15 protein-coding genes are annotated in these 18,596 nt (G+C 72.7%); 9 read left to right on the forward strand and 6 right to left on the reverse strand.

The genetic code is table 11. The features are described from left to right. Positions 1 to 97: 97 nt before the first annotated feature. A complete protein-coding gene (locus tag ACWDRW_RS33240; protein ID WP_451729952.1) occupies positions 98 to 937 on the reverse strand; it encodes a diacylglycerol kinase in 840 nt (279 codons plus the stop codon). A gap of 186 nt (positions 938 to 1,123) precedes the next feature. Between ACWDRW_RS33240 and ACWDRW_RS33245 the strand changes: the two genes are divergently transcribed. Then, on the forward strand, positions 1,124 to 2,407 hold the full coding sequence (locus ACWDRW_RS33245; RefSeq protein WP_451729956.1) for an adenylosuccinate synthase: 1,284 nt from the start codon (positions 1,124 to 1,126) through the stop codon (positions 2,405 to 2,407). A 98-nt stretch (positions 2,408 to 2,505) separates the two neighbouring features. Here the strand turns inward: ACWDRW_RS33245 and ACWDRW_RS33250 are convergent, their stop codons facing one another. Beyond that, positions 2,506 to 5,199 carry an FtsX-like permease family protein gene (locus tag ACWDRW_RS33250; protein WP_451729959.1) on the reverse strand — a complete coding sequence of 898 codons (2,694 nt, stop codon included), beginning with the start codon at positions 5,197 to 5,199 and terminating at the stop codon, positions 2,506 to 2,508. Then, positions 5,196 to 5,885: an ABC transporter ATP-binding protein gene (locus ACWDRW_RS33255; RefSeq protein WP_451729962.1), complete on the reverse strand. Its 690-nt coding sequence runs from the start codon at positions 5,883 to 5,885 to the stop codon at positions 5,196 to 5,198. The genes ACWDRW_RS33250 and ACWDRW_RS33255 overlap by 4 nt, the downstream gene beginning before the upstream one ends. A gap of 203 nt (positions 5,886 to 6,088) precedes the next feature. Here ACWDRW_RS33255 and ACWDRW_RS33260 point away from each other — a divergent pair, with 203 nt between their 5' ends. The 5 genes from ACWDRW_RS33260 (at position 6,089) to ACWDRW_RS33280 (ending at position 12,403) form a co-directional block, all read left to right on the forward strand. Next, positions 6,089 to 7,384, forward strand: a complete 1,296-nt coding sequence (locus tag ACWDRW_RS33260; RefSeq protein ID WP_451729965.1) for a sensor histidine kinase — start codon at positions 6,089 to 6,091, stop codon at positions 7,382 to 7,384. Further along, positions 7,381 to 8,073 carry a response regulator gene (locus ACWDRW_RS33265; RefSeq protein WP_451729968.1) on the forward strand — a complete coding sequence of 231 codons (693 nt, stop codon included), beginning with the start codon at positions 7,381 to 7,383 and terminating at the stop codon, positions 8,071 to 8,073. Before ACWDRW_RS33260 ends, ACWDRW_RS33265 begins: the two co-directional genes overlap by 4 nt. Before the next feature lie 86 nt (positions 8,074 to 8,159). After that, on the forward strand, positions 8,160 to 8,555 hold the full coding sequence (locus tag ACWDRW_RS33270) for a hypothetical protein (protein WP_451729971.1): 396 nt from the start codon (positions 8,160 to 8,162) through the stop codon (positions 8,553 to 8,555). A gap of 16 nt (positions 8,556 to 8,571) precedes the next feature. Beyond that, positions 8,572 to 12,030: an NACHT domain-containing protein gene (locus ACWDRW_RS33275; RefSeq protein ID WP_451729974.1), complete on the forward strand. Its 3,459-nt coding sequence runs from the start codon at positions 8,572 to 8,574 to the stop codon at positions 12,028 to 12,030. A gap of 79 nt (positions 12,031 to 12,109) precedes the next feature. Continuing rightward, positions 12,110 to 12,403 carry a DUF3303 family protein gene (locus ACWDRW_RS33280; RefSeq protein ID WP_451729976.1) on the forward strand — a complete coding sequence of 98 codons (294 nt, stop codon included), beginning with the start codon at positions 12,110 to 12,112 and terminating at the stop codon, positions 12,401 to 12,403. A gap of 8 nt (positions 12,404 to 12,411) precedes the next feature. On the opposite strand, the gene ACWDRW_RS33285 is transcribed toward ACWDRW_RS33280, so the two are convergent. The 3 genes from ACWDRW_RS33285 to ACWDRW_RS33295 all read right to left on the reverse strand — a co-directional run bounded on the left by ACWDRW_RS33285 (position 12,412) and on the right by ACWDRW_RS33295 (position 15,419). After that, entirely contained in the window at positions 12,412 to 13,062 is a 651-nt protein-coding gene (locus tag ACWDRW_RS33285) for a hypothetical protein (RefSeq protein ID WP_451729979.1), read from the reverse strand. Between the two features lie 154 nt (positions 13,063 to 13,216). Further along, positions 13,217 to 13,915 carry a GntR family transcriptional regulator gene (locus tag ACWDRW_RS33290; protein ID WP_451729982.1) on the reverse strand — a complete coding sequence of 233 codons (699 nt, stop codon included), beginning with the start codon at positions 13,913 to 13,915 and terminating at the stop codon, positions 13,217 to 13,219. A gap of 148 nt (positions 13,916 to 14,063) precedes the next feature. Beyond that, positions 14,064 to 15,419 carry an aminotransferase class III-fold pyridoxal phosphate-dependent enzyme gene (locus ACWDRW_RS33295; protein WP_451729985.1) on the reverse strand — a complete coding sequence of 452 codons (1,356 nt, stop codon included), beginning with the start codon at positions 15,417 to 15,419 and terminating at the stop codon, positions 14,064 to 14,066. A gap of 176 nt (positions 15,420 to 15,595) precedes the next feature. Between ACWDRW_RS33295 and ACWDRW_RS33300 the strand changes: the two genes are divergently transcribed. The 3 genes from ACWDRW_RS33300 to ACWDRW_RS33310 all read left to right on the forward strand — a co-directional run bounded on the left by ACWDRW_RS33300 (position 15,596) and on the right by ACWDRW_RS33310 (position 18,507). Beyond that, complete coding sequence (locus ACWDRW_RS33300; RefSeq protein WP_451729988.1) at positions 15,596 to 16,201, forward strand: type 1 glutamine amidotransferase family protein; 606 nt, start codon at positions 15,596 to 15,598, stop codon at positions 16,199 to 16,201. Next, positions 16,198 to 16,656, forward strand: a complete 459-nt coding sequence (locus tag ACWDRW_RS33305) for a MarR family winged helix-turn-helix transcriptional regulator (protein ID WP_451729991.1) — start codon at positions 16,198 to 16,200, stop codon at positions 16,654 to 16,656. The genes ACWDRW_RS33300 and ACWDRW_RS33305 overlap by 4 nt, the downstream gene beginning before the upstream one ends. A 78-nt stretch (positions 16,657 to 16,734) precedes the next feature. Continuing rightward, complete coding sequence (locus ACWDRW_RS33310; RefSeq protein ID WP_451729994.1) at positions 16,735 to 18,507, forward strand: serine/threonine-protein kinase; 1,773 nt, start codon at positions 16,735 to 16,737, stop codon at positions 18,505 to 18,507. Positions 18,508 to 18,596: the final 89 nt, after the last annotated feature.

An 18,596-nucleotide genomic window follows, 5' to 3' on the forward strand; every position in this document is an offset into this window, starting at 1 on the left:
CCAAGTACATCCAGTACGAGGGCTTGCACCCGGCACGCCGAGAGCACGCACCGGACGCCGCTCCTTGACGGGCAAACGTTGCCTGACGCGGCACTGGCTAGGCCGGTACGACCAGTCCCAGCGCGTCCTCCCAGACCGTCCAGGTCCGGCTGCGCACCGGGCCCGCCACCAGGGCGTCCGCGCGGTATCTGAAGTCCGTCCCGGACACCGTCACCCGGCGGCCCCGCGCCAGCAGGGGCGCCGCCTCCGCGCCCACCGAGGCCGGACGGACCTCCACCGACGCGGTGCCCGCGCCGTGCGGGGTCACCGAGACGCCCGCCACCGGCTGGTCCAGGTCCACCAGGGTCACCCCGTCCACCTCGACCCGGAGCCGGGAGGGCCCCGGGCGCGGGACGACGGGGACCGGGCGCGTCGGCGCCAGGGTGCGGACCAGGGACTGGTACGTCCGCAGCCAGGGCCGCCCCTCCACGGTCTGTGAGCCGCCGGTCGGCGGCAGCGGCGGAATCCGCAGCGCCCCCAGCACCACCCCGTCGCTGTCGTCGACCAGCACGTCCATGCGCCGCTCGACCCCGTCCAGCACCGCCCGCGCCGCCGCCACCGCGCCCGTGGGCACCCCCAGCGCCCCGGCCAGCGTCAGCACGGGGCCCACCGGGACCACCGACAGCGCGCATCCGGCCAGCTCCCGCTGCCGGTGCAGCAGGGACACCGCGCGCACCAGCGCCCGGTCGTCGCCGACCACGACAGGCCGGCGCGAGCCCCTGCGGGCCAGCGCCCGGGCGAATTCCTCGGGACCCTCCGGCAGGCACACCTTCGTCGCGGCACCCGCGCTGAGCACGTCTTTCGCGATCCTGACGGACTCCCCGTCCGTATGCCGGGCGACCGGGTCGATGACCACCAGCAGCTGATCGGACGTCGCGGAAGTCGCCACCTCGGCCATGCCTCGCTTCCTCGGGTAGCATCTTTGTGCAAGAGCCCCTTGCGCTATTGCGCCAGGGGCTTCGTCTATTCCGGGGCATCCGGTCCGACGGTTTGCGGCCAATGGAGGTCGCTGGTGTATCACCCGCACAGGTGCGGCGTACACCCCTGCCGTTGGACATGCCCCGCCCGGAAGGGGTGTACGCGCGTGCCCGCACTTGTGCTGCTCGGTGCTCAGTGGGGTGACGAGGGTAAAGGGAAGGCCACCGACCTGCTCGGTGGATCGGTCGACTACGTGGTCCGCTACCAGGGCGGAAACAACGCCGGTCACACGGTGGTCGTGGGCGACCAGAAGTACGCCCTGCACCTCCTCCCCTCCGGAATCCTCTCCCCCGGCTGCACGCCGGTCATCGGCAACGGCGTCGTCGTCGATCCGTCGGTCCTGCTCTCCGAGCTGAGCGGGCTGAACGAGCGAGGCGTCGACACGTCCAAGCTCCTCATCAGCGGTAACGCGCACATCATCACGCCGTACAACGTCACCGTCGACAAGGTGACGGAACGCTTCCTCGGTAAGCGGAAGATCGGCACGACCGGGCGCGGCATCGGACCGACCTACGCGGACAAGATCAACCGCGTGGGCATCCGGGTGCAGGACCTCTACGACGAGTCGATCCTCCAGCAGAAGGTCGAGGCGGCGCTCGACGTCAAGAACCAGCTGCTGACCAAGCTCTACAACCGGCGCGCCATCGCCGTGGACCAGGTGGTCGAGGAGCTGCTGGGCTACGCCGAGCAGATCAAGCCGTACGTCGCCGACACCGTGCTGATCCTGAACCAGGCCCTGGAGGACGACAAGGTCGTGCTCTTCGAGGGCGGCCAGGGCACGCTGCTGGACATCGACCACGGCACGTACCCCTTCGTCACCTCCTCGAACCCGACCGCGGGCGGTGCCTGCACGGGTGCTGGCGTCGGTCCGACGAAGATCAACCGGGTCATCGGCATCCTCAAGGCGTACACCACCCGGGTCGGCTCGGGTCCGTTCCCGACCGAGCTGTTCGACGAGGACGGCGAGGCGCTGCGCCGGATCGGTGGCGAGCGGGGCGTGACCACCGGCCGTGACCGCCGTTGCGGCTGGTTCGACGCGGTCATCGCCCGGTACGCGACCCGCGTCAACGGCCTGACCGACTTCTTCCTCACCAAGCTCGACGTGCTCACCGGCTGGGAGCAGATCCCGGTCTGCGTCGCGTACGAGATCGACGGCGAGCGGGTCGAGGAACTGCCTTACTCGCAGACCGACTTCCACCACGCGAAGCCGGTCTACGAGATGCTGCCGGGCTGGTCCGAGGACATCTCGAAGGCGAAGTCGTTCTCCGACCTGCCGAAGAACGCCCAGGCGTACGTCAAGGCGCTGGAGGAGATGTCCGGCGCCCCGATCTCCGCGATCGGCGTGGGTCCGGGCCGGGACGAGACGATCGAGATCAACTCGTTCATCTGACGGCTGCGGCTGCGGCTGCGGCTGTGGCTGCGGCTGCGTTTGTGGCTCGTCGAAGCCGAAGAGGGGCGTCTCCGTGCGACGGAGGCGCCCCTCCTCGTTCACTCGGTGCGCAGCGCCCGTGCCGTGTCCGTCCTGGCGGCCCAGCCGGCCGGCAGGAGGGCGCCGGCGATCGCGATCAGCGGTCCGCCGAGGGCGAGCAGGGCGAGGGCGGCCGGGGCGTACACGTCGATGTGCCGAGGGGGCAGGTTCATGCCCACGGCGTCGCCCATGAGCGGGACGACGTAGTGGTGCAGCGCCACTCCCGCGGGGACGCCCACGGCTCCGGCCAGCAGGCCGAGGGCGCCGACGGAGGTGAGCGTCAGCGTGACGGTCTGCCGGGGTGTCATGCCGAGAGCCTTGTGGACGCCCAGGTCGTGCACGCGGTCGCGGGTGTCCAGGACGACGGTGTTGAGCACGCCGAGTCCGGCGACCGCGACGAGCAGCAGGGTGAGCGTGGCGATCAGCGCGTCCATGGCCGCGATGACGCTGGAGGAGTTGCCCGTGTCGGTGAGGGCGAGGGCGCCCGTGTCGGCCAGGGCCTCGTTCAGCGCGTCGACGTAGGCCGACGTCGAGGTGCCGGATTCGGGCTGCGCGTGGAAGCGGGCCGGGGCCGCGTCGAGGCCGAGGGCGGTGAGCGTGGCGGTCCCGGTCAGCAGGGTCATGCCCTCGTCCTCGGTGAAGAAGGCCTCGCCCACGATGCGTACGGTCGTGCTGCGGTCCCTCGCGGAGAGGGTGACGGTGTCTCCGACCCGGACCCCGGCGGTGTCGAGGAACCGCTCGGTGACGACGGCCTCCCCGCTTCCCCTGATCCACCGGCCCGCCACCATCGCGGGGGCGCCCCAGGAGGAGTCCCCGTCGTACGCGGTCACCGCGGTCCGCCCCGGGATCCCGGCGGCGCTCACCTCGGCGTGGGCGGCAGCGTAGTAACGCCGGGTCGAGGCCTGGCCGTCGAGGGCGGCCACGACATCGGCCGGATCGGCCTGCCGAACCGGCCGCTGCCCCGGCGCGGGCATGGTCACGGCCCCGCCCGGGCCCCCTTGTCCCCGCCCGGTCTCCACGACGACCGGCGCCGCGGAGTCGAGCATCCGCTGCTCCTGCACGGCCCCCAGCGTGAGCGCCAGCCCCACGGCGAACGTCACGGTGAGCGCCCCGAGCGCGACGGCGGCACCGGTCGTCAGGGCCCGCGCGGGCCGGTCGAGGGGCTGCGCGAGACCGAGGGTGACCGGGCGGGGGAGCGGCAGCCTGGAGACCAGCCGCCGGACCCGGCGCGCCGGGCGGAGGGCTGGGACGCGGTCCGACGGTCGTGGCGTGCTCGGGCGGGGTCGGGGTTCGGTGCGGGGGTCAGGGGTGCCGTCCGGCGGCCGGGGCGGCGTGGTCGGACGGGGTGGGAGTTGGGGGCGGGTGGCTGGGGTGTGGTCTGCCGGGAGGGGTGTGGTGCGGGGTGCTGGGGTGTTGTCGGCTGGGTGGGGTGTGGTGCGGGGTGCTGGGGTGTTGTCGGCTGGGTGGGGTGTGGTGCGGGGTGCTGGGGTGTTGTCGGCCGGGTGGGGCGTGGTGCGGGGTGCTGGGGTGCCTTTCGCTGGGCGGGGGTTCCGTCGGAGTGCCGGGCGGGCGGGGCGGGTTCTTCGGGTGCGGCCGGGGGTGAGGGCCTCCATCGGGCGCAGCCGGCCCGCGCGCAGGGCCGGTAGCAGGGCCGCAGCGGTGACCAGGGCCAGGGCGAGGGTCGGGGCCGCCGCGTTGAGCCACCACGGGATGGTCGCCGGGGCGCCGTTGTAGACGTCCTCGACGCCGCCCAGGACCGGCCCGCACAGGACGTTGCCGAGGGCCACGCCCAGGGCGCAGCCGATCGTGGCGGGGACCAGGGCCTGGGCGACGTAGGCCCGTACGACCTGCGCCGGGGTGAAGCCGAGGGACTTCAGGATGCCGATCCGGCGCGTGGCGGAACCGACCGAACCGCTGACGACGACGCCGATGATCAGCACCGACATGGCCAGGCCCAGCACCCCGAACGCGGCCACGAACGGCACGAACGCCAGCGCGTTGGCGAGCTGTTCCCGGCGGACGGAGAGGTAGGAGAGCGTGCCGGTCAGCGCGCCCTCCGGAGCGGCCGCCTCGATCGCCGCCCGGCCCGCCGACAGCTCCGACTCGGTTCCGGCCGCGCGCAGCCGGTACAGCATCTCGAACCCCGCGGCACCGCCCCCGGCGGCCAGGGCCTTCGCCTGGGCCGGAGTCACCCACGCGTCGGCGGTGCCGGTCACCGAGCGGGCCAGACCCACGACCGTCAGCGTCGTGCCGCCGACCCGCAGCTCCGCGCCCGGCGACAGCGCGGTCTCCCCCTCGGCCAGCACGATCTCGCCGGGCCCCGTCGCCCACCGCCCGTCGGCCAGGTCCAGCCGGTCGACCGGGCCGCCCGCCTCCGCCCGCCCGACGACCGTCAGCTCCGGCAGCGGCACGGAGTCGTCGGTGCGCGGGCTCACCGACACCGTCCGGAAGGGACCGGCCACCGCGGAGACCTCCGAGACCCGTGCCGTCGCCGCCAGCTGCGCGGCCGTGGCCTTGCGGGCGTCGAACCACGCGGCCAGATGGGCGCCGGACCGCTCGGCCATCGCGTGGTCGAAGGGCGCCCGGGAAGCGACCAGCACCCCGGCCGCCAGCACCGACGCGGTGACCGCGATCAGCGTCGTCAGAATCATCACCGTCGTCTGGAGACGGCGCCGCCCGAGCCCGGCGCGCACCACCCCGCCCAGCGCGCTCACCGCGCCACCGCCGCCGTGTCCCGGACGACCCGCCCGTCCACCAGCTCGATCGTGCGGGTCGTGCAGGACGAGGCGAGCACGGGGTCATGGGTGACCAGCACGATCGTCTGCCCGTCGGCGTTGAGCGCGGTCAGCAGCTCCCGTACGTCCTCCCCGGCGGCGGAGTCCAGCGCCCCCGTCGGCTCGTCGGCCAGCAGCAGCGCCGGACGGTTCATCAGGGCCCGGGCCACCGCGACCCGTTGCCGCTCCCCGCCGGACAACCGGCCGGGGTGCGCGTCGGCGTGCCGGTCGATGCCGAGGCGCGCCAACAGGTCCGCGGCCCGGCGGCGGGCCTCGGCGCGGGGCACCTTGGCCAGTTGGGCGGGGAGCAGCACGTTCTCGGCGACGGTCAGGTCGTCGAGGAGGTTGAAGAACTGGAAGACCATGCCGATCCGCGCCCGCCGGTACCGCGCCGAGGCCGCCTCACCCAGTTCGTCCACCCGCAGCCCGTCCACCGTGACGCTGCCGGCGTCCGGCCGGTCGAGTCCCGCGACCAGGTTCAGCAGCGTCGACTTGCCGCTGCCCGAGGGACCGAGGACGGCCACCGCCTCCCCTGCCCGAACGGTGAGCCCGACGCCGTCCAGCGCCGGCGGTCCTTCCCCGTACCTCCGGCTCACCTCGCGGATGTCGATGAGGGGTGTCTCCATGGCCTCTCCCGGGTCTGCGTCGGACGGTTCAGCGAGACGCTAGGAGCGGGCCCGGCCCTGGGGCGTCGCCCGCGGCGGCGAGTGCGGCTGCCGTGCCGGGAGGACGCGGCGGGCACGTCATCCCCGGGATGTACGCGGTGGATGTACGGCGGCTCGGCGGCCGGAGGGATGCCAGGGCGGCGGGCGGTCGCCAGACTGGACCCATGAACGGGGCGGGGGTACAGCGATGGCGGACGGGTCTCGCGGCGCTGCTGCGTCCGGGGCCGTCGCCCAGGCCGTCACGGTGGATGTGGACGGCGGACACGGTGCTCGCCCTGGTGCTGGCCCTGTGCACGGTGGGCGGCGTCCAGGGCCAGGGCCAGGACCACGCCGCCGTCGTGGCGCCGTTCGGCGAGCCGGCCTTCCCGCCCCCGCCGCCGCCCGTGGGCCCGGTCCCGCCGCCCGAGGGACTGGCAGCGGACGCCGGGACGCTCCTGCTGGCCGCGCTGACCGCGCTGCCGCTGATCGCGCGGCGGCGGTATCCGCTGGCCGCCTTCTGGGCCGTACTCGTCCTGACGCTGCTGTTCAGCCAGCGCTCCGGGACGGCCGACCCGACCGTGTACACCTTCCTGACCTGTACGGTCGCCGCGTACAGCGCGGCCCTGCACAGTCCGCACCGGGCGCACACCCTGCTCAGCCTGCTGGTGGGCGCCGTACTGATGGCGGTGCTCCACGAGCAGTACCTGCCCTCCTTCACCCCCGGTTTCGTGCCGTTCCTGGTGCTGCTCGGCATGGGGCTCGCGGCGAACGCGATCCACATCTGGCAGCAGCGCGTCCAGGACCTCCAGGAACAGCAGCAGGCCGCCACCCGGCTCGCCGTGGAGCTGGAACGGGCGCGGATCGCACGGGAGTTGCACGACGTCGTCACCCACAATGTGAGCGTGATGGTGATCCAGGCGGGCGCCGCCCGCAAGGTGATGGACGCCGCGCCCGACCGGGCGCGCGAGGCGCTGCTGGCCGTGGAGGCGGGCGGGCGCACGGCAATGGCCGAACTGCGCCATGTGATGGGCCTGTTGACGATGGACGAGCCGAACGACCCCGAGCTGGGCCTGGATCCCGAGCTGTCCCCCCAGCCCGGACTCGGGCAGCTCACCGCGCTCACCGACCGGGTCCGCGCCACCGGCGTCCCCGTCGAGCTGACCGTCACCGGGACCCCGGCCCCGCTGGCTCCGGGGGCCGACCTGGCCGCGTACCGCGTGGTGCAGGAGGCGTTGACCAACGTCGTCCGGCACGCGGGTGGCGCCCGGGCCCGGGTCAGCGTCGAGCACACCCCGGACGCGGTGCGCGTGGAGGTGACCGACACCGGCGGCACGACCGCCGCCCCGGCCGGCCCGGGCGGCGGCCACGGCCTGACCGGCCTGCGCGAACGCCTCGCGGTGTACGGCGGCACCCTGGAGGCGGGGATACGCCCGACGGGCGGCTTCCGGGTCCGTGCGGTGATCCCGGCGGCGGCCCCGTGACCGCCCTCGTATCCGCACCCCGCGTGGTGATCGCCGACGACCAGGCGCTGGTGCGCACCGGGTTCGCCATGATCCTGAGCGCCGACGGCATCGACGTGGTGGCGGAGGCGGCCGACGGCGAGCAGGCCCTGGAGGCGGTCCGGCGCACCCGTCCCGACCTCGTCCTGATGGACGTACGCATGCCGGGCCTGGACGGTCTGGAGGCCACGCGCCGCATCCTCTCCGGCACCGTCGTCCCCGATCCGCCTCCGCGCGTGCTGATCCTCACCACCTACGACCTGGACCGTTACGTCTACGCGGCCCTCACCGCGGGCGCCAGCGGCTTCCTGCTCAAGGACGTCACCCCCGAACACCTGGTCGCCGCCGTGCGCCTGGCCCGCTCCGGGGACGCGCTGCTCGCGCCCGCGATCACCCGGCGCCTGGTCGAGCGGTTCGTCTCGCAGGACACCCGGACCGCGGCCCTGCACCGCGACCTGTCCGTCCTCACCCCGCGCGAGGTGGAGGTCCTCCAGGCCCTCGGTACCGGTCTGAGCAACGCCGAACTCGCCGAGCGGTTCACCCTGAGCGAGGCCACCGTGAAGACCCACGTGGCCCGGATCCTGGCCAAACTCCGGCTGCGCGACCGGGCCCAGGCGGTGGTCGTGGCGTACGAGACGGGACTGATCACTCCGGGGGCGGGCGGCCGTTAGCGCCTTCTGTGTCCAACTCCTCCCCGAGCGGTTGCCTTTGCCCTACCCTCGACGCACGACGCACCGACGCACGGGGGAGGGTGGTCGTGGAGATCGCGCCCGAACTGTTGATGGCCCTGGCCTCGGGCACCGCGGGCGCCGCGGGGCAGCAGGTCTGGGAGTCGCTGCGCAGGCTGGTGGGCCGGCGTCCGACCGGTGAAGCGCCCAGCGCGGAAGAGGAGTTGACCGCCCTCGCCGAGCACGCGGACGACACGGAACGAGCCCGGGAGCTGGCCAACGTGCTCGCCCTGCGCGCCGCCCAGGACCACCCGGAGTTCGCGCGGGCGCTGGACGCGTGGCGCGGTGAGGCCGAGGCGTGGCGGGAATCGACCGCCCGCGCGACCGGCTCCGGCGACACGCACAACGAGGTCAGGGGCGGCGACTTCAGGGGCCCGGTGATCCAGGCACGGGACATCAACGGCCCGCTCGACTTCGGCCGTTAGGAAACGGGCGGCGGCAATGCCGGGGGAGCGCGACGACGGCTTCGGCACGAAGCACGAGATCTCGGGCGGCGACTTCGAGGGCCCGGTCATCATGGTGCGGGACATCAGCGGTCCCGTGCACTTCGACAGCCCTCGCCCCGAGGACCAGTCGGCCGGCGCCGGAGCGGCGTCGCTGCGCACGGCCGGGGTCATCGTGCTGCTCGGCGTGCTCGTCTTCGTCGTCATGGCCCTGCTCCAGGGGGACGAGGAGATGCTGTCGCCGGGAGCCCGGCGGATCCTCGCGCTGACGGGCGCGGTGCTGGTGGTCGCCGGGTCCCTGTGGTGGGCGACGGTCCAGCTGGGCCTTTCCGCCTGGCTGCGGGAACGCAGGGCGCCGCGCCGCAAACCGACGCCCGCCCAACTGAACTCGGCAGCAGGCGCCTTGGCCGCCGTGCTCGCCGACGAGTACTCCCGCGACGAGAAGCAGCTGCATGTGCACGATCCGGCACCCATCCCCATACGGTGGTCGGCCGCCAGGCCCGAGCTGACCGACCACGCGGCCAACATCCGGCGCACCCCGATCAAGGCGGGCGCGCCGGACGACCGTCCCCTCGATCTGGACGGCGACTTCGACGCGATCGGCCCCTTCTTCGCCGGTATTCCCAGCCGGCGCCTGGTCGTTCTCGGCGCCCCCGGAGCGGGCAAGTCCGCGCTGGTGCTGCATCTGGCCCGGTGCCTGCTGGACACGCTCGAACCCGGTGCGCCGGTCCCCGTCCTTCTTCCGATCGCGTCCTGGAACTGCACCGAGGAGGACCTCTGGCACTGGGCGGCCCGCCGTCTCGCCGCCCAGCACCCCGCCGTCTTGCGCAGCCCTCAGCTCGCCCACGACCTGCTCACCTCCGGACGGATCCTGCCGATCCTCGACGGCCTCGACGAACTGCCCGAGCCCTCTCGTCCCAGGGCCCTGGCCCGCCTGCGCCGCAGCCTGAACGAACCGGCCAGGCTGGTCCTGACCTGCCGTATCGAGGAGTACGAGGCCGCGGTCGAGGAAGCGGACATCGTGCTGCCGGCCGCCGCGGTCGTCCAGCTCGAACCCCTCACCGTCGTCGACCTGGAGCACTACCTCCCCCGCACGGCCCGCCCGAAGGGCCCCACGAGCACGAAGTGGGCCCCGGTGCTGGCGCGTTTGTCCGACTCCGGGGACCAGGCACCCGAGGTGGTCACCCTCCGCACGGTCCTGAGTACGCCGCTGATGGTCAGCCTCGCCCGCGTCGTGTACACCGGCACCCGCGCCGATCCGAGGGAACTGATCGAGGACGAGCGCTTCCGTGAACAGACCGTCGTGGAACGCCACTTGTACGACGCCTTCCTCTCGGCCGCCTACGAGGACACCGAGAAGGCCGGCTGGACGGGCAGGCAGGCGCGGAGCTGGGCCGGTCACCTCGCGGGGTATCTGCGCGCCAACGGGGAGCAGGACATCGCGTGGTGGCGGCTTGGGGAGGTCATGCCGTGGTGGGTGCGCTGGCTGGGCACCGGGCTCTCCATGGTGGTCGCCGCCCTGGCCATCGGGGTGACGGACTACGACTCCCCCTGGTGGCAGGAGTGGTGCCTGGTGCCGCCGTGGGCGGCCGTGCTGATCCTGGGCTCCGTGGCGGCGATGGTGGACTGGAGCATCGATGCTCCGGCGGACGCCCCGCAACGCCTGTACTGGCCTGGTATCGCCGATCTGCGGAACCTGCGCCCGGAGGTCCGCCTCCTGCTGTTCATCGTGCTCTTCGGGGCGCTGGTGGTCGGTGTGCTGGCGACGCTGGGGCTGTCCTGGTGGGTGATCACGACAGCGGCCTACTGCGGCGTCGCGCTGGGCCTGGGCGTCCTCACCCGGCTGACCGACGTACTCGCCAGGCTCGCCGACCCGGCCGACGCGCCTGAGCCCGCGGAACTGTTGCGTGCGGACCGTCGTACCCAGCTCGTGCTCGGTCTCCTCGCCCCCCTCCGACTGCCGCCGCGCCTATGGCTCAGTGAGGGCCTGCTGATCCTTCTCTCCAGCCTTGTCGTCATGTGGCATCGCACCGCCAATCGCGGCCCGGTCAGCACCCTCGACTGGGTTGTTTCCATGGGCCTGTTCTTTCTGGCCTGGATGGTGTGCCGGTGGTCGGTGTCGGCGTCGGGACGGCTGTCCGTGGCCCGGCTGTATCTGTCCTGCACCGGTGCGCTGCCGTGGCGGGTGATGACCTTTCTGCGCGACGCGCACAGAAGGGGGGTGCTGCGGCAGTCCGGCGGCCTCTACCGCTTTCGCCACATCGAACTGCGTAATCGCCTCGCCGAGGGCGAGGGGGCTGTCGAGGACGGCGTCAGCAGTCCGGTCCGGACCCGGCACCGGAGCGGACCGCTGTCGCTCGAAGTCCTGCTCGGCCCCGCGCCGGCAGTGGTCCTTTTCGCCTTCGTGCTGGCGGCGGCTGTGCTGAGCCTCGACCTCAGGCTCCCCTACCGGGGTATCCCCCACCCTTGTGCTCTGGTCAGTCAGGCGCAGGTCAACGAACTGATCGTCGAGCCGGTCCGGTCGGAGCCCTTCGAGGGCGCGTGCGCCTTCGACGAGAGCTCGCCGTTCCGGCCCGACCGCAGGCTCGTGATCAGCCCGTACGCGTGGATGTCCGAATGGGGCAGTGGAGGCAGTGCCGTCGACGAGGCACGGCGGGGGATGCGGGAGGACAGGGTGGACGGGGACGAACCGCTGCCCGGACTCGGCGACGAGGCGATGATCGAGGCGTCTCACACCGGCCCGCACGGTGAGCCCATGGCCACGGTCAACGTACGGGCGGGGAACATCACGCTGTGGCTGGAGTACAGCGAGGAGTACGCCACCCTCGACCGGGTCTCGGAGGTCGCCGCCATCATCGCCCGGACCACCCTGCTGCGGGCCGGGGTGCCCGAGGAACTGGTCGGGCCTGACCGCCGCCATCTCGCGGAAGTGCCCCCGGCCCAGGTGGCCCACCGACTGCGCACTGCCGCGTACAAGCGGGTGCCGGAGCGGTCCGTACTGGGCCCGGTCTGGAGAGGTGAGGAGCACTCGGACATCCAGACCTTCGACCGGCTCAGCGTGCCGGTGCGGATTCCGTCCGGACTCCGGTGCGTGGAGGGGAAGCAGCCGCTGGAGAACGGCGAAACGACCGCTCGGTGCGGGATCACGGATGACGAGCCACCCCTGTTGGACATGGGTGATCTGCCCTGCGGAGCGGACGGGTGCACCTCCTCACTGAGCGACGCGTTCCGCGAACGGTGGTCGGGTGGCGGTGTGGGGACCTGGAAAAGGACCGAGGAGGGGAACGGCCGGTACCTGGAGCGGTACCCGAAGGACGGTCAGTACGAGCTGATTCTCTTCGTGACGTCCCACGACGGCAGGCACGCCCTCTGGTTCCGCGCACTGGTCCCCCGCGCCGACGCCGAAGTGGCCCAGAAGATGGTCAACGCGGCGTACACACAGGCCGTCTCTCCCTAGCGTCACCCCCTCCACCGCCCCTGCGAAACCCGGCAAATGGGGCATATTCTTAAGTGGGGAGAAGGCGAAGGTGAGTCCCATGCGCGTGTTGATGAAGGCCACCCTGGACACGGAGAAGGGCAACGAGGCCATTCGCAGCGGACGGATGCCCGAGGTGATCAGGGCGGCGCTGGAGAAGCTCCGGCCGGAGGCCGCGTACTTCGGTCCGGAAGGCGGCCGCCGCACCTGCTGGCTCGTCGTCGATCTCCAGGACACCTCCCAAATTCCGCCCACGGCCGAGCCGTTCTTCACCGAGCTCAACGCCGAGGTGGAGTTCATCCCGGTGATGAACCCGGAGGATCTCCAAAAGGGGCTGTCCCAGCTCGGGGGCTGATCCGCCGCTCAGCTGAAGATGATCATCGAGCCCTGCGCCAGGCTCCGCGTCGCCGCCGCGTGCAGGCCCAGCCACACATGGCGTTCGCGGGCGAAGGGGCTGGGGTCGTAGGGCGCCGGGACCGCCGGTTCCTCCAAGTCCGTCGGTGACGGGGGAGGTTGGGGGGCCGCCGGCGGGTTGGCCGGGTCGATGCCGATCGACGGGGCCACGAACTCCAGTTCCCTCAGCAGGGACTGGGACGAGCCCAAGGGGCCGCCGCCGGCGAGGAGTTCGTCGCTGGAGAGGGGGTGCGGGAAGTCCACCGGGACGTACGCGCCCGCGTGGTCGTAGTGCCAGACCAGGTGCGACTGCTGGGCCGTCGTCTCGAACATCTCCAGGAGCTGTTCGTAGTCGCCGCCGAGTTCGTCCACCGGCGTCACCGGCAGGCCGCAGACCTGGAGCAGATAGGCCCGGCGCAGGAAGTGCAGGGCGTCGTAGTCGAATCCGGCCACCGGGGCGACCTCACCGGACAGGCCCGGCATGTACTGGTACACCGGCACCGGCGGAAGCCCGGCCTCGGCGAGCACCTTGTTGTATTGCGCGAGTTCCTCGGCGAACGGGTTGTCGGGGGTGTGGCACAACACGTCGACGAGCGGTACCAGCCACAGGTCACAGGCCAAAAGAGGACTCCTCGCGTAGCACGGTGTAGCGCGGTGTAGCGCGTTGGTCAGGGAAGAGTAATCGGTACGGCCGGGGTCGTACCCCCTAGTACCGGTCGGAGGTACGCACGGCCGGACCCGTCCGGTACGGCCGTGCAGGTCCCATACCCATCCCTCAGGGCGCGAGACGTTCGATCAGCGACAGGGAGTGGGTGTCGTAGACGGCGATGATCGAGCGGGCGGCGGTGGTGTCACGGCGGGAGAGCGCGTCGACGAGCTCGGTGTGGCCGGACCACAGGCGGCCGCGCAGATCGGTCAGCAGACGCAGTCGCTGCACGGTGCACACCCAGGACTGCACGCGCAGGCGGTGCAGGAAGTCGGCGAGGTAGGGGTTGCCGAAAAGCGCGCCCAGTTCGCGCCAGAAGCGCAGGTCATAGCCTATGAGGACGGTGAGGTCACCGGCGCTGGCGGCCCGCTGGGCCTCCTCGCCGCGGCGCCGTACGCCGGCGAGGGCGGCCACGGTGCGGGGGTCGCCGGACTCCCGGTAGCCCGCCCGGCCTTCGTCGAGGGCCTGGAACATGCCGTCTATGACCAGGCTGCGGGCCTCGACGATCCCGCGGTGGTCCTCGGCTGAGTACTCGTGGACGCGGAAGCCGCGGTGCTGGTCGGCTTCGAGCAGACCCTGCGCGGAGAGGTCGACGAGGGCCTCGCGGACGGGGGTGGCGGAGACGCCGTACTGCTCGGCGATCTCCTTGACGGTGAACTCCTGCCCCGGCTGGAGCCGCCCGGCCAGCACCTCGTCCCGCAGCGCGTCCGCGATCTGCTGTCGCAGGGTGCTGCGGGTCACCGCGCCGTTGCCGCTGGAGCCGGGCATGGTCGGGCGTTCTCCTCGTCGCGCTGGATGGCGTGCTCGCCTATGTGTACGAGCACGCCACCTTACGCGTTCGCCCTACGGGGTCGCTCGGGGGTGACACCGGCCACAGCACCGGCCTCTTGACGGCCGGGCCTCGGCTAGACCCCGGCTAGACCGTGTACTCGTCGGCCACCGACAGGGCCGCGTCCAGCGCCGCGAGCCCCTCCTTCAGCTCGGCCTCGGAGACGTTGCACGGCGGCACCACGTGCGTGCGGTTCATGTTCACGAAGGGCCAGATGCCGTGCTTCTTCGCGGCACCGGCGAAGGCGGCCATGGGCGCGTTGGCCTCTCCGGCCGCGTTGTACGGGACGAGCGGCTCGCGCGTCTCCTTGTCCTTCACCAGGTCCAGGGCCCAGAACATCCCCACGCCCCGCACCTCGCCCACCGAGGGGTGCCGCTCGGCCAGCTCCCGCAGCGCGGGCCCGACCACCTCCGCGCCGAGCTTCGCCGCGTTCGCGACGACACCCTCCTCCGCCATGACGCCGATCGTCGCGACGGCGGCGGCGCAGGCCAGCGGATGTCCGGAGTACGTCAGGCCCCCGGGGTACGGCCGCTTCCCGAACGTCTCCGCGATCGCCCCGGAGATCGCCACGCCACCGAGCGGTACGTAGCCGGAGTTCACACCCTTGGCGAAGGTCATCAGGTCCGGCACCACACCGAACAGATCGGCCGCGAACCACTCACCGGTGCGCCCGAAGCCCGCCATGACCTCGTCGAGGACGAAGACGATGCCGTACTTGTCGCATATCTCACGCACCCCGGCCAGATAGCCCGGCGGCGGCACCATGATTCCCGCCGTGCCCGGGATCGTCTCCAGGATGACCGCGGCCACCGTCGAAGGACCCTCGAAGGCGATCGTCGTCTCCAGGTGCTCCAGCGCGCGGGCGCACTCCTGCTCCTCCGTCTCCGCGTAGAAGCGGGAGCGGTACAGGTAGGGCGCCCAGAAGCGCACGACACCGGCGCTCGCGCTGTCGGAGGCCCAGCGCCGCGGGTCACCCGTGATGTTCACGGCCTGCTGGGTCCCGCCGTGGTAGGAGCGGTAGGCCGAGAGCACCTTCGGACGGCCCGTGTGCAGCCGGGCCATCCGGACGGCGTGCTCGACCGCGTCCGCCCCGCCGTTGGTGAAGAAGATCTTGTCCAGGTCGCCGGGGGTCCGCTCGGCGATCAGCCGCGCCGCCTCGGAGCGCGCCTCGACCGCGAACGCGGGCGCGAAGGTCGTCATCCTCGCCGCCTGCTCCTGGATCGCCGCGACGACCTTCGGGTGCTGGTAGCCGATGTTCGTGTAGACGAGCCCGCTGGTGAAGTCGAGGTAGCGGTTGCCGTCGTAGTCCCAGAAGTACGACCCCTCCGCGCCGGCGACGGCGAGCGGGTCGATGAGCTCCTGCGCGGACCAGGAGTGGAACACATGAGCGCGGTCCGCGGCCTTCACGGCGGCGCCGACCTCGGGGTGTGGCTGAGGGGTCATGCGGCCGAGGGTAAATGTCCGCGATACGGAATCGGTATCGGCGTCCTGTCTGCGGGACGCGGCTTTCCACGACAGGTTGTCGACACCGGTCCCCGGCCGCCCCAGAGGTTGACAGCGTGCTGCCTAAATGACAGTCTACTGTCATAAGGCTTCAGGGTTTCACCGAGGAGGCAGTCATGAGCAGCAAGCCCGTACACCTCGCCGTCTACGACACCTACGCCGACTGGGAGACCGGGTACGCCACCGCCTACCTCGCGCGCGGCGGCCACGAGATCCGCACGCTCGGGCCCACCGCCGGTTCCGTCCGCAGTGTCGGGGGGCTGCGGGTCCAGCCCGACCTGACCCTGGACGCCGTACGGCCCGAGGACAGCGCGCTGCTGATCCTCCCGGGCGCCGACCTGTGGGACACGACCGACGACCTGGCCCCCTTCGCCCGCAAGGCCCGCGAGTTCCTCGACGCCGGGGTGCCCGTCGCCGCGATCTGCGGCGCCACCGCCGGTCTCGCGAGGGAAGGGCTGCTCGACGACCGGGCGCACACCAGTGCCGTCTCCTTCTATCTCGCGGCCACGGGGTACGGGGGAGGCGCGCACTACGTCGACTCCGACGCCGTCACCGACCGCGGGCTCGTCACCGCCGGACCCACCGACCCCGTCGCCTTCGCCCGCGAGATCCTCCGGCTCCTCGGGGTCTACGACGGCGAGGTGCTGGACGCCTGGTACCGGCTGTTCCACGACTCCGACGCCGAGGCCTACGCCGTACTGGAGAAGGCGGGCGTCCAGTGAGCCGGGAGCGGCAGGACCTGCTGAGCCGGAGTGCTCTCGGGGTGTTCCGGCTCAACGGCCAGTTCCTGTCCGTGGCCGAGGAGTTGGCGAGGCCCGCCGGGCTCACCGCCGCCTGGTGGCAGGTCCTCGGTGCGGTGCTGCGCGAGCCGCTGCCCGTCGCCGGGATCGCCCGGGCGATGGGGATCACCCGGCAGAGCGTGCAGCGGATCGCCGATCTGCTGGTGGAGCGGGGACTCGCGGAGTACCGGCCCAACCCCGCCCACCGCCGCGCCAAACTGCTCGCGCCGACCGAGGAGGGGCTCGCCGCCGTCCGCCGGATCGACCCGGGCCACGCGGCCTTCGCCGACCGGCTCGCGGAGGCCTTCGGGGAGGCCGAACTCGCCGACGCCGTAAGGCTGCTGGAACGGCTGTCGAAGGTCCTGGAGGAGACCGGCCCGGCTGTTACGGAACCGTAGGCGCCGGCCCGCTCACCGCCCGGTATGCCCGCACTATCGTGGATCCGTCGTACGGGGGCATGGCGGGGGAGGGCCTGCATGGACCAGTTGGGGCCGGGGGATCCGCAGCGCATCGGCGCGTATCGGCTGCTGGCGCGGCTCGGGGCCGGCGGGATGGGGCAGGTGTATCTCGCCCGGTCGGAGCGCGGGCGCACGGTCGCGGTCAAGCTGGTGCGGGAGGAACTCGCCGCGCAGGAGGAGTTCCGGGCGCGGTTCCGGCAGGAGGTGGCGGCCGCGCGGCGGGTCGGCGGCGACTGGACCGCGCCCGTGCTCGACGCCGACACCGAGGCCGCCGTGCCGTGGGTGGCCACCGGGTATGTCGCCGGGCCGAGCCTGGAGCGGGTCGTCGGGCACGACCACGGGGCGCTGCCCGAGCGTTCGGTACGGATCCTCGGCGCCGGGCTCGCCCACGCGCTCACCGACATCCACGCCGCCGGGATCGTCCACCGGGACCTGAAGCCCTCCAACGTCCTCGTCACCATCGACGGCCCCCGCGTCATCGACTTCGGCATCGCCCGGGCCCTGGAGACGGTCACCGAGTCCGGCCTCACCCGCGCCGGGGCGCTCGTCGGCTCGCCCGGCTTCATGGCGCCCGAGCAGGTCCGCGGCGACCGCATCACGCCCGCCTGCGACGTCTTCTGCCTGGGGTCCGTCCTCGCCTACGCCGCCACCGGCCGCCTTCCCTTCGGCTCCGGCGGCAGCGGTGTCCACGCCCTGATGTTCCGCATCGCCCAGGAGGAGCCGGATCTGGAGGGCGTCCCGGAGGGCATCGCCGACCTGGTCCGGGACTGCCTGCGCAAGGACCCGCGGTCCCGGCCGAGCCTGGCGCGGATCCTGGAACGTACGGGCGCCGAGGCCACCGTCTCCGACGGCCGCTCCCGGGATCCCTGGCTGCCGAGCGCACTGGTGGCCCAACTCGGGCGGCAGGCGGTGGGGTTGCTCGACGCGGAGGACCCGGTGACGGGTGAGCCGGGGGCGCCCGGGTCCGCGAGGGCGGACACCGGATCCCCGGAGCACGCGGCGGTGGCGGACGACTCCGCTCCCACGGCCGTACTGGGGCCGCCCGTTCCGGGACAGCCCGGGGCGGGCGGGCCGATGGGGCATCTCCCCACGGCCGTGGCGCCGCCGCAGGCCCCGCCGCCGCCCTTCGGCGCCGCGCCCCACCCGGCGTACGGCCACCCCCACCCGGCGTACCCGCCCCCGCCCCCGCCCTACGGCTCCACGGCGCCGTACGGCCCGATCGTGCCCCCGCCAGGGCCGCCGCGCCGCGACGGCCGTTCCACGGCCCTGCTCCTCACGGTGGCGCTGGTCGTGGCGGTCGCCGCGGGAGGTTCGGTCTACGCCCTCATGAACGGCACCGAGGACGACGGCAAGAACACGAACGCGACCCAGCAGACGAGCGCGCCGGTCACACCGGGTCCGTCGACCGCGGAGCCGACTCCGACGGTGTCCGCGCGGTCGCCGGACGCGGGGACCGTCCCGGCCGAGTACCTCGGCACCTGGTCCGCCGCCCTCGACAACGACGCCGGCCACCACACCCGCCGGCTCACCCTCCAGCAGGGCGAGGTGGGCGACACCGTGCTCTCGCTCGTCGCGGACGGCGCGGACTACCACTGCGTCTTCCAGGCGACGCTGGCCGAAGCGCCCGCGCCGGAGGGCCCGTTGGAGATCGGCCCGTCCACGGTCAGCGTCGGCGAACCGGCCTCGTCCTGCACCCCGGGCGGCGCGACGGAGCTGACGCTGCTCGGGGACGGGCGGCTGGAGCGGGTCAACGCGAGCACGGGGGAGAAGCTGACGTACCTCCGGGAGTGACCAACTCGGGTTGTCCGCCCGGCTGGTTGAATGCTGGGCGAACATCCGCAGACGTGCCCGGAATGCCTCACCCACCGAACATGAGGTGT

The sequence above is a fragment of the Streptomyces sp. NPDC003635 genome (assembly GCF_053587635.1).

Excerpts from the sequence above, each read along its gene's own strand:
- ACWDRW_RS33280 (WP_451729976.1), top strand. The coding sequence starts at position 12,110 with ATGCGCGTGTTGATGAAGGCCACCCTGGACACGGAGAAGGGCAACGAG.
- ACWDRW_RS33240 (WP_451729952.1), bottom strand. The coding sequence starts at position 937 with ATGGCCGAGGTGGCGACTTCCGCGACGTCCGATCAGCTGCTGGTGGTC.
- ACWDRW_RS33300 (WP_451729988.1), top strand. The coding sequence starts at position 15,596 with ATGAGCAGCAAGCCCGTACACCTCGCCGTCTACGACACCTACGCCGAC.
- ACWDRW_RS33295 (WP_451729985.1), bottom strand. The coding sequence starts at position 15,419 with ATGACCCCTCAGCCACACCCCGAGGTCGGCGCCGCCGTGAAGGCCGCG.
- ACWDRW_RS33260 (WP_451729965.1), top strand. The coding sequence starts at position 6,089 with ATGAACGGGGCGGGGGTACAGCGATGGCGGACGGGTCTCGCGGCGCTG.
- ACWDRW_RS33275 (WP_451729974.1), top strand. The coding sequence starts at position 8,572 with ATGCCGGGGGAGCGCGACGACGGCTTCGGCACGAAGCACGAGATCTCG.
- ACWDRW_RS33255 (WP_451729962.1), bottom strand. The coding sequence starts at position 5,885 with ATGGAGACACCCCTCATCGACATCCGCGAGGTGAGCCGGAGGTACGGG.
- ACWDRW_RS33290 (WP_451729982.1), bottom strand. The coding sequence starts at position 13,915 with ATGCCCGGCTCCAGCGGCAACGGCGCGGTGACCCGCAGCACCCTGCGA.
- ACWDRW_RS33310 (WP_451729994.1), top strand. The coding sequence starts at position 16,735 with ATGGACCAGTTGGGGCCGGGGGATCCGCAGCGCATCGGCGCGTATCGG.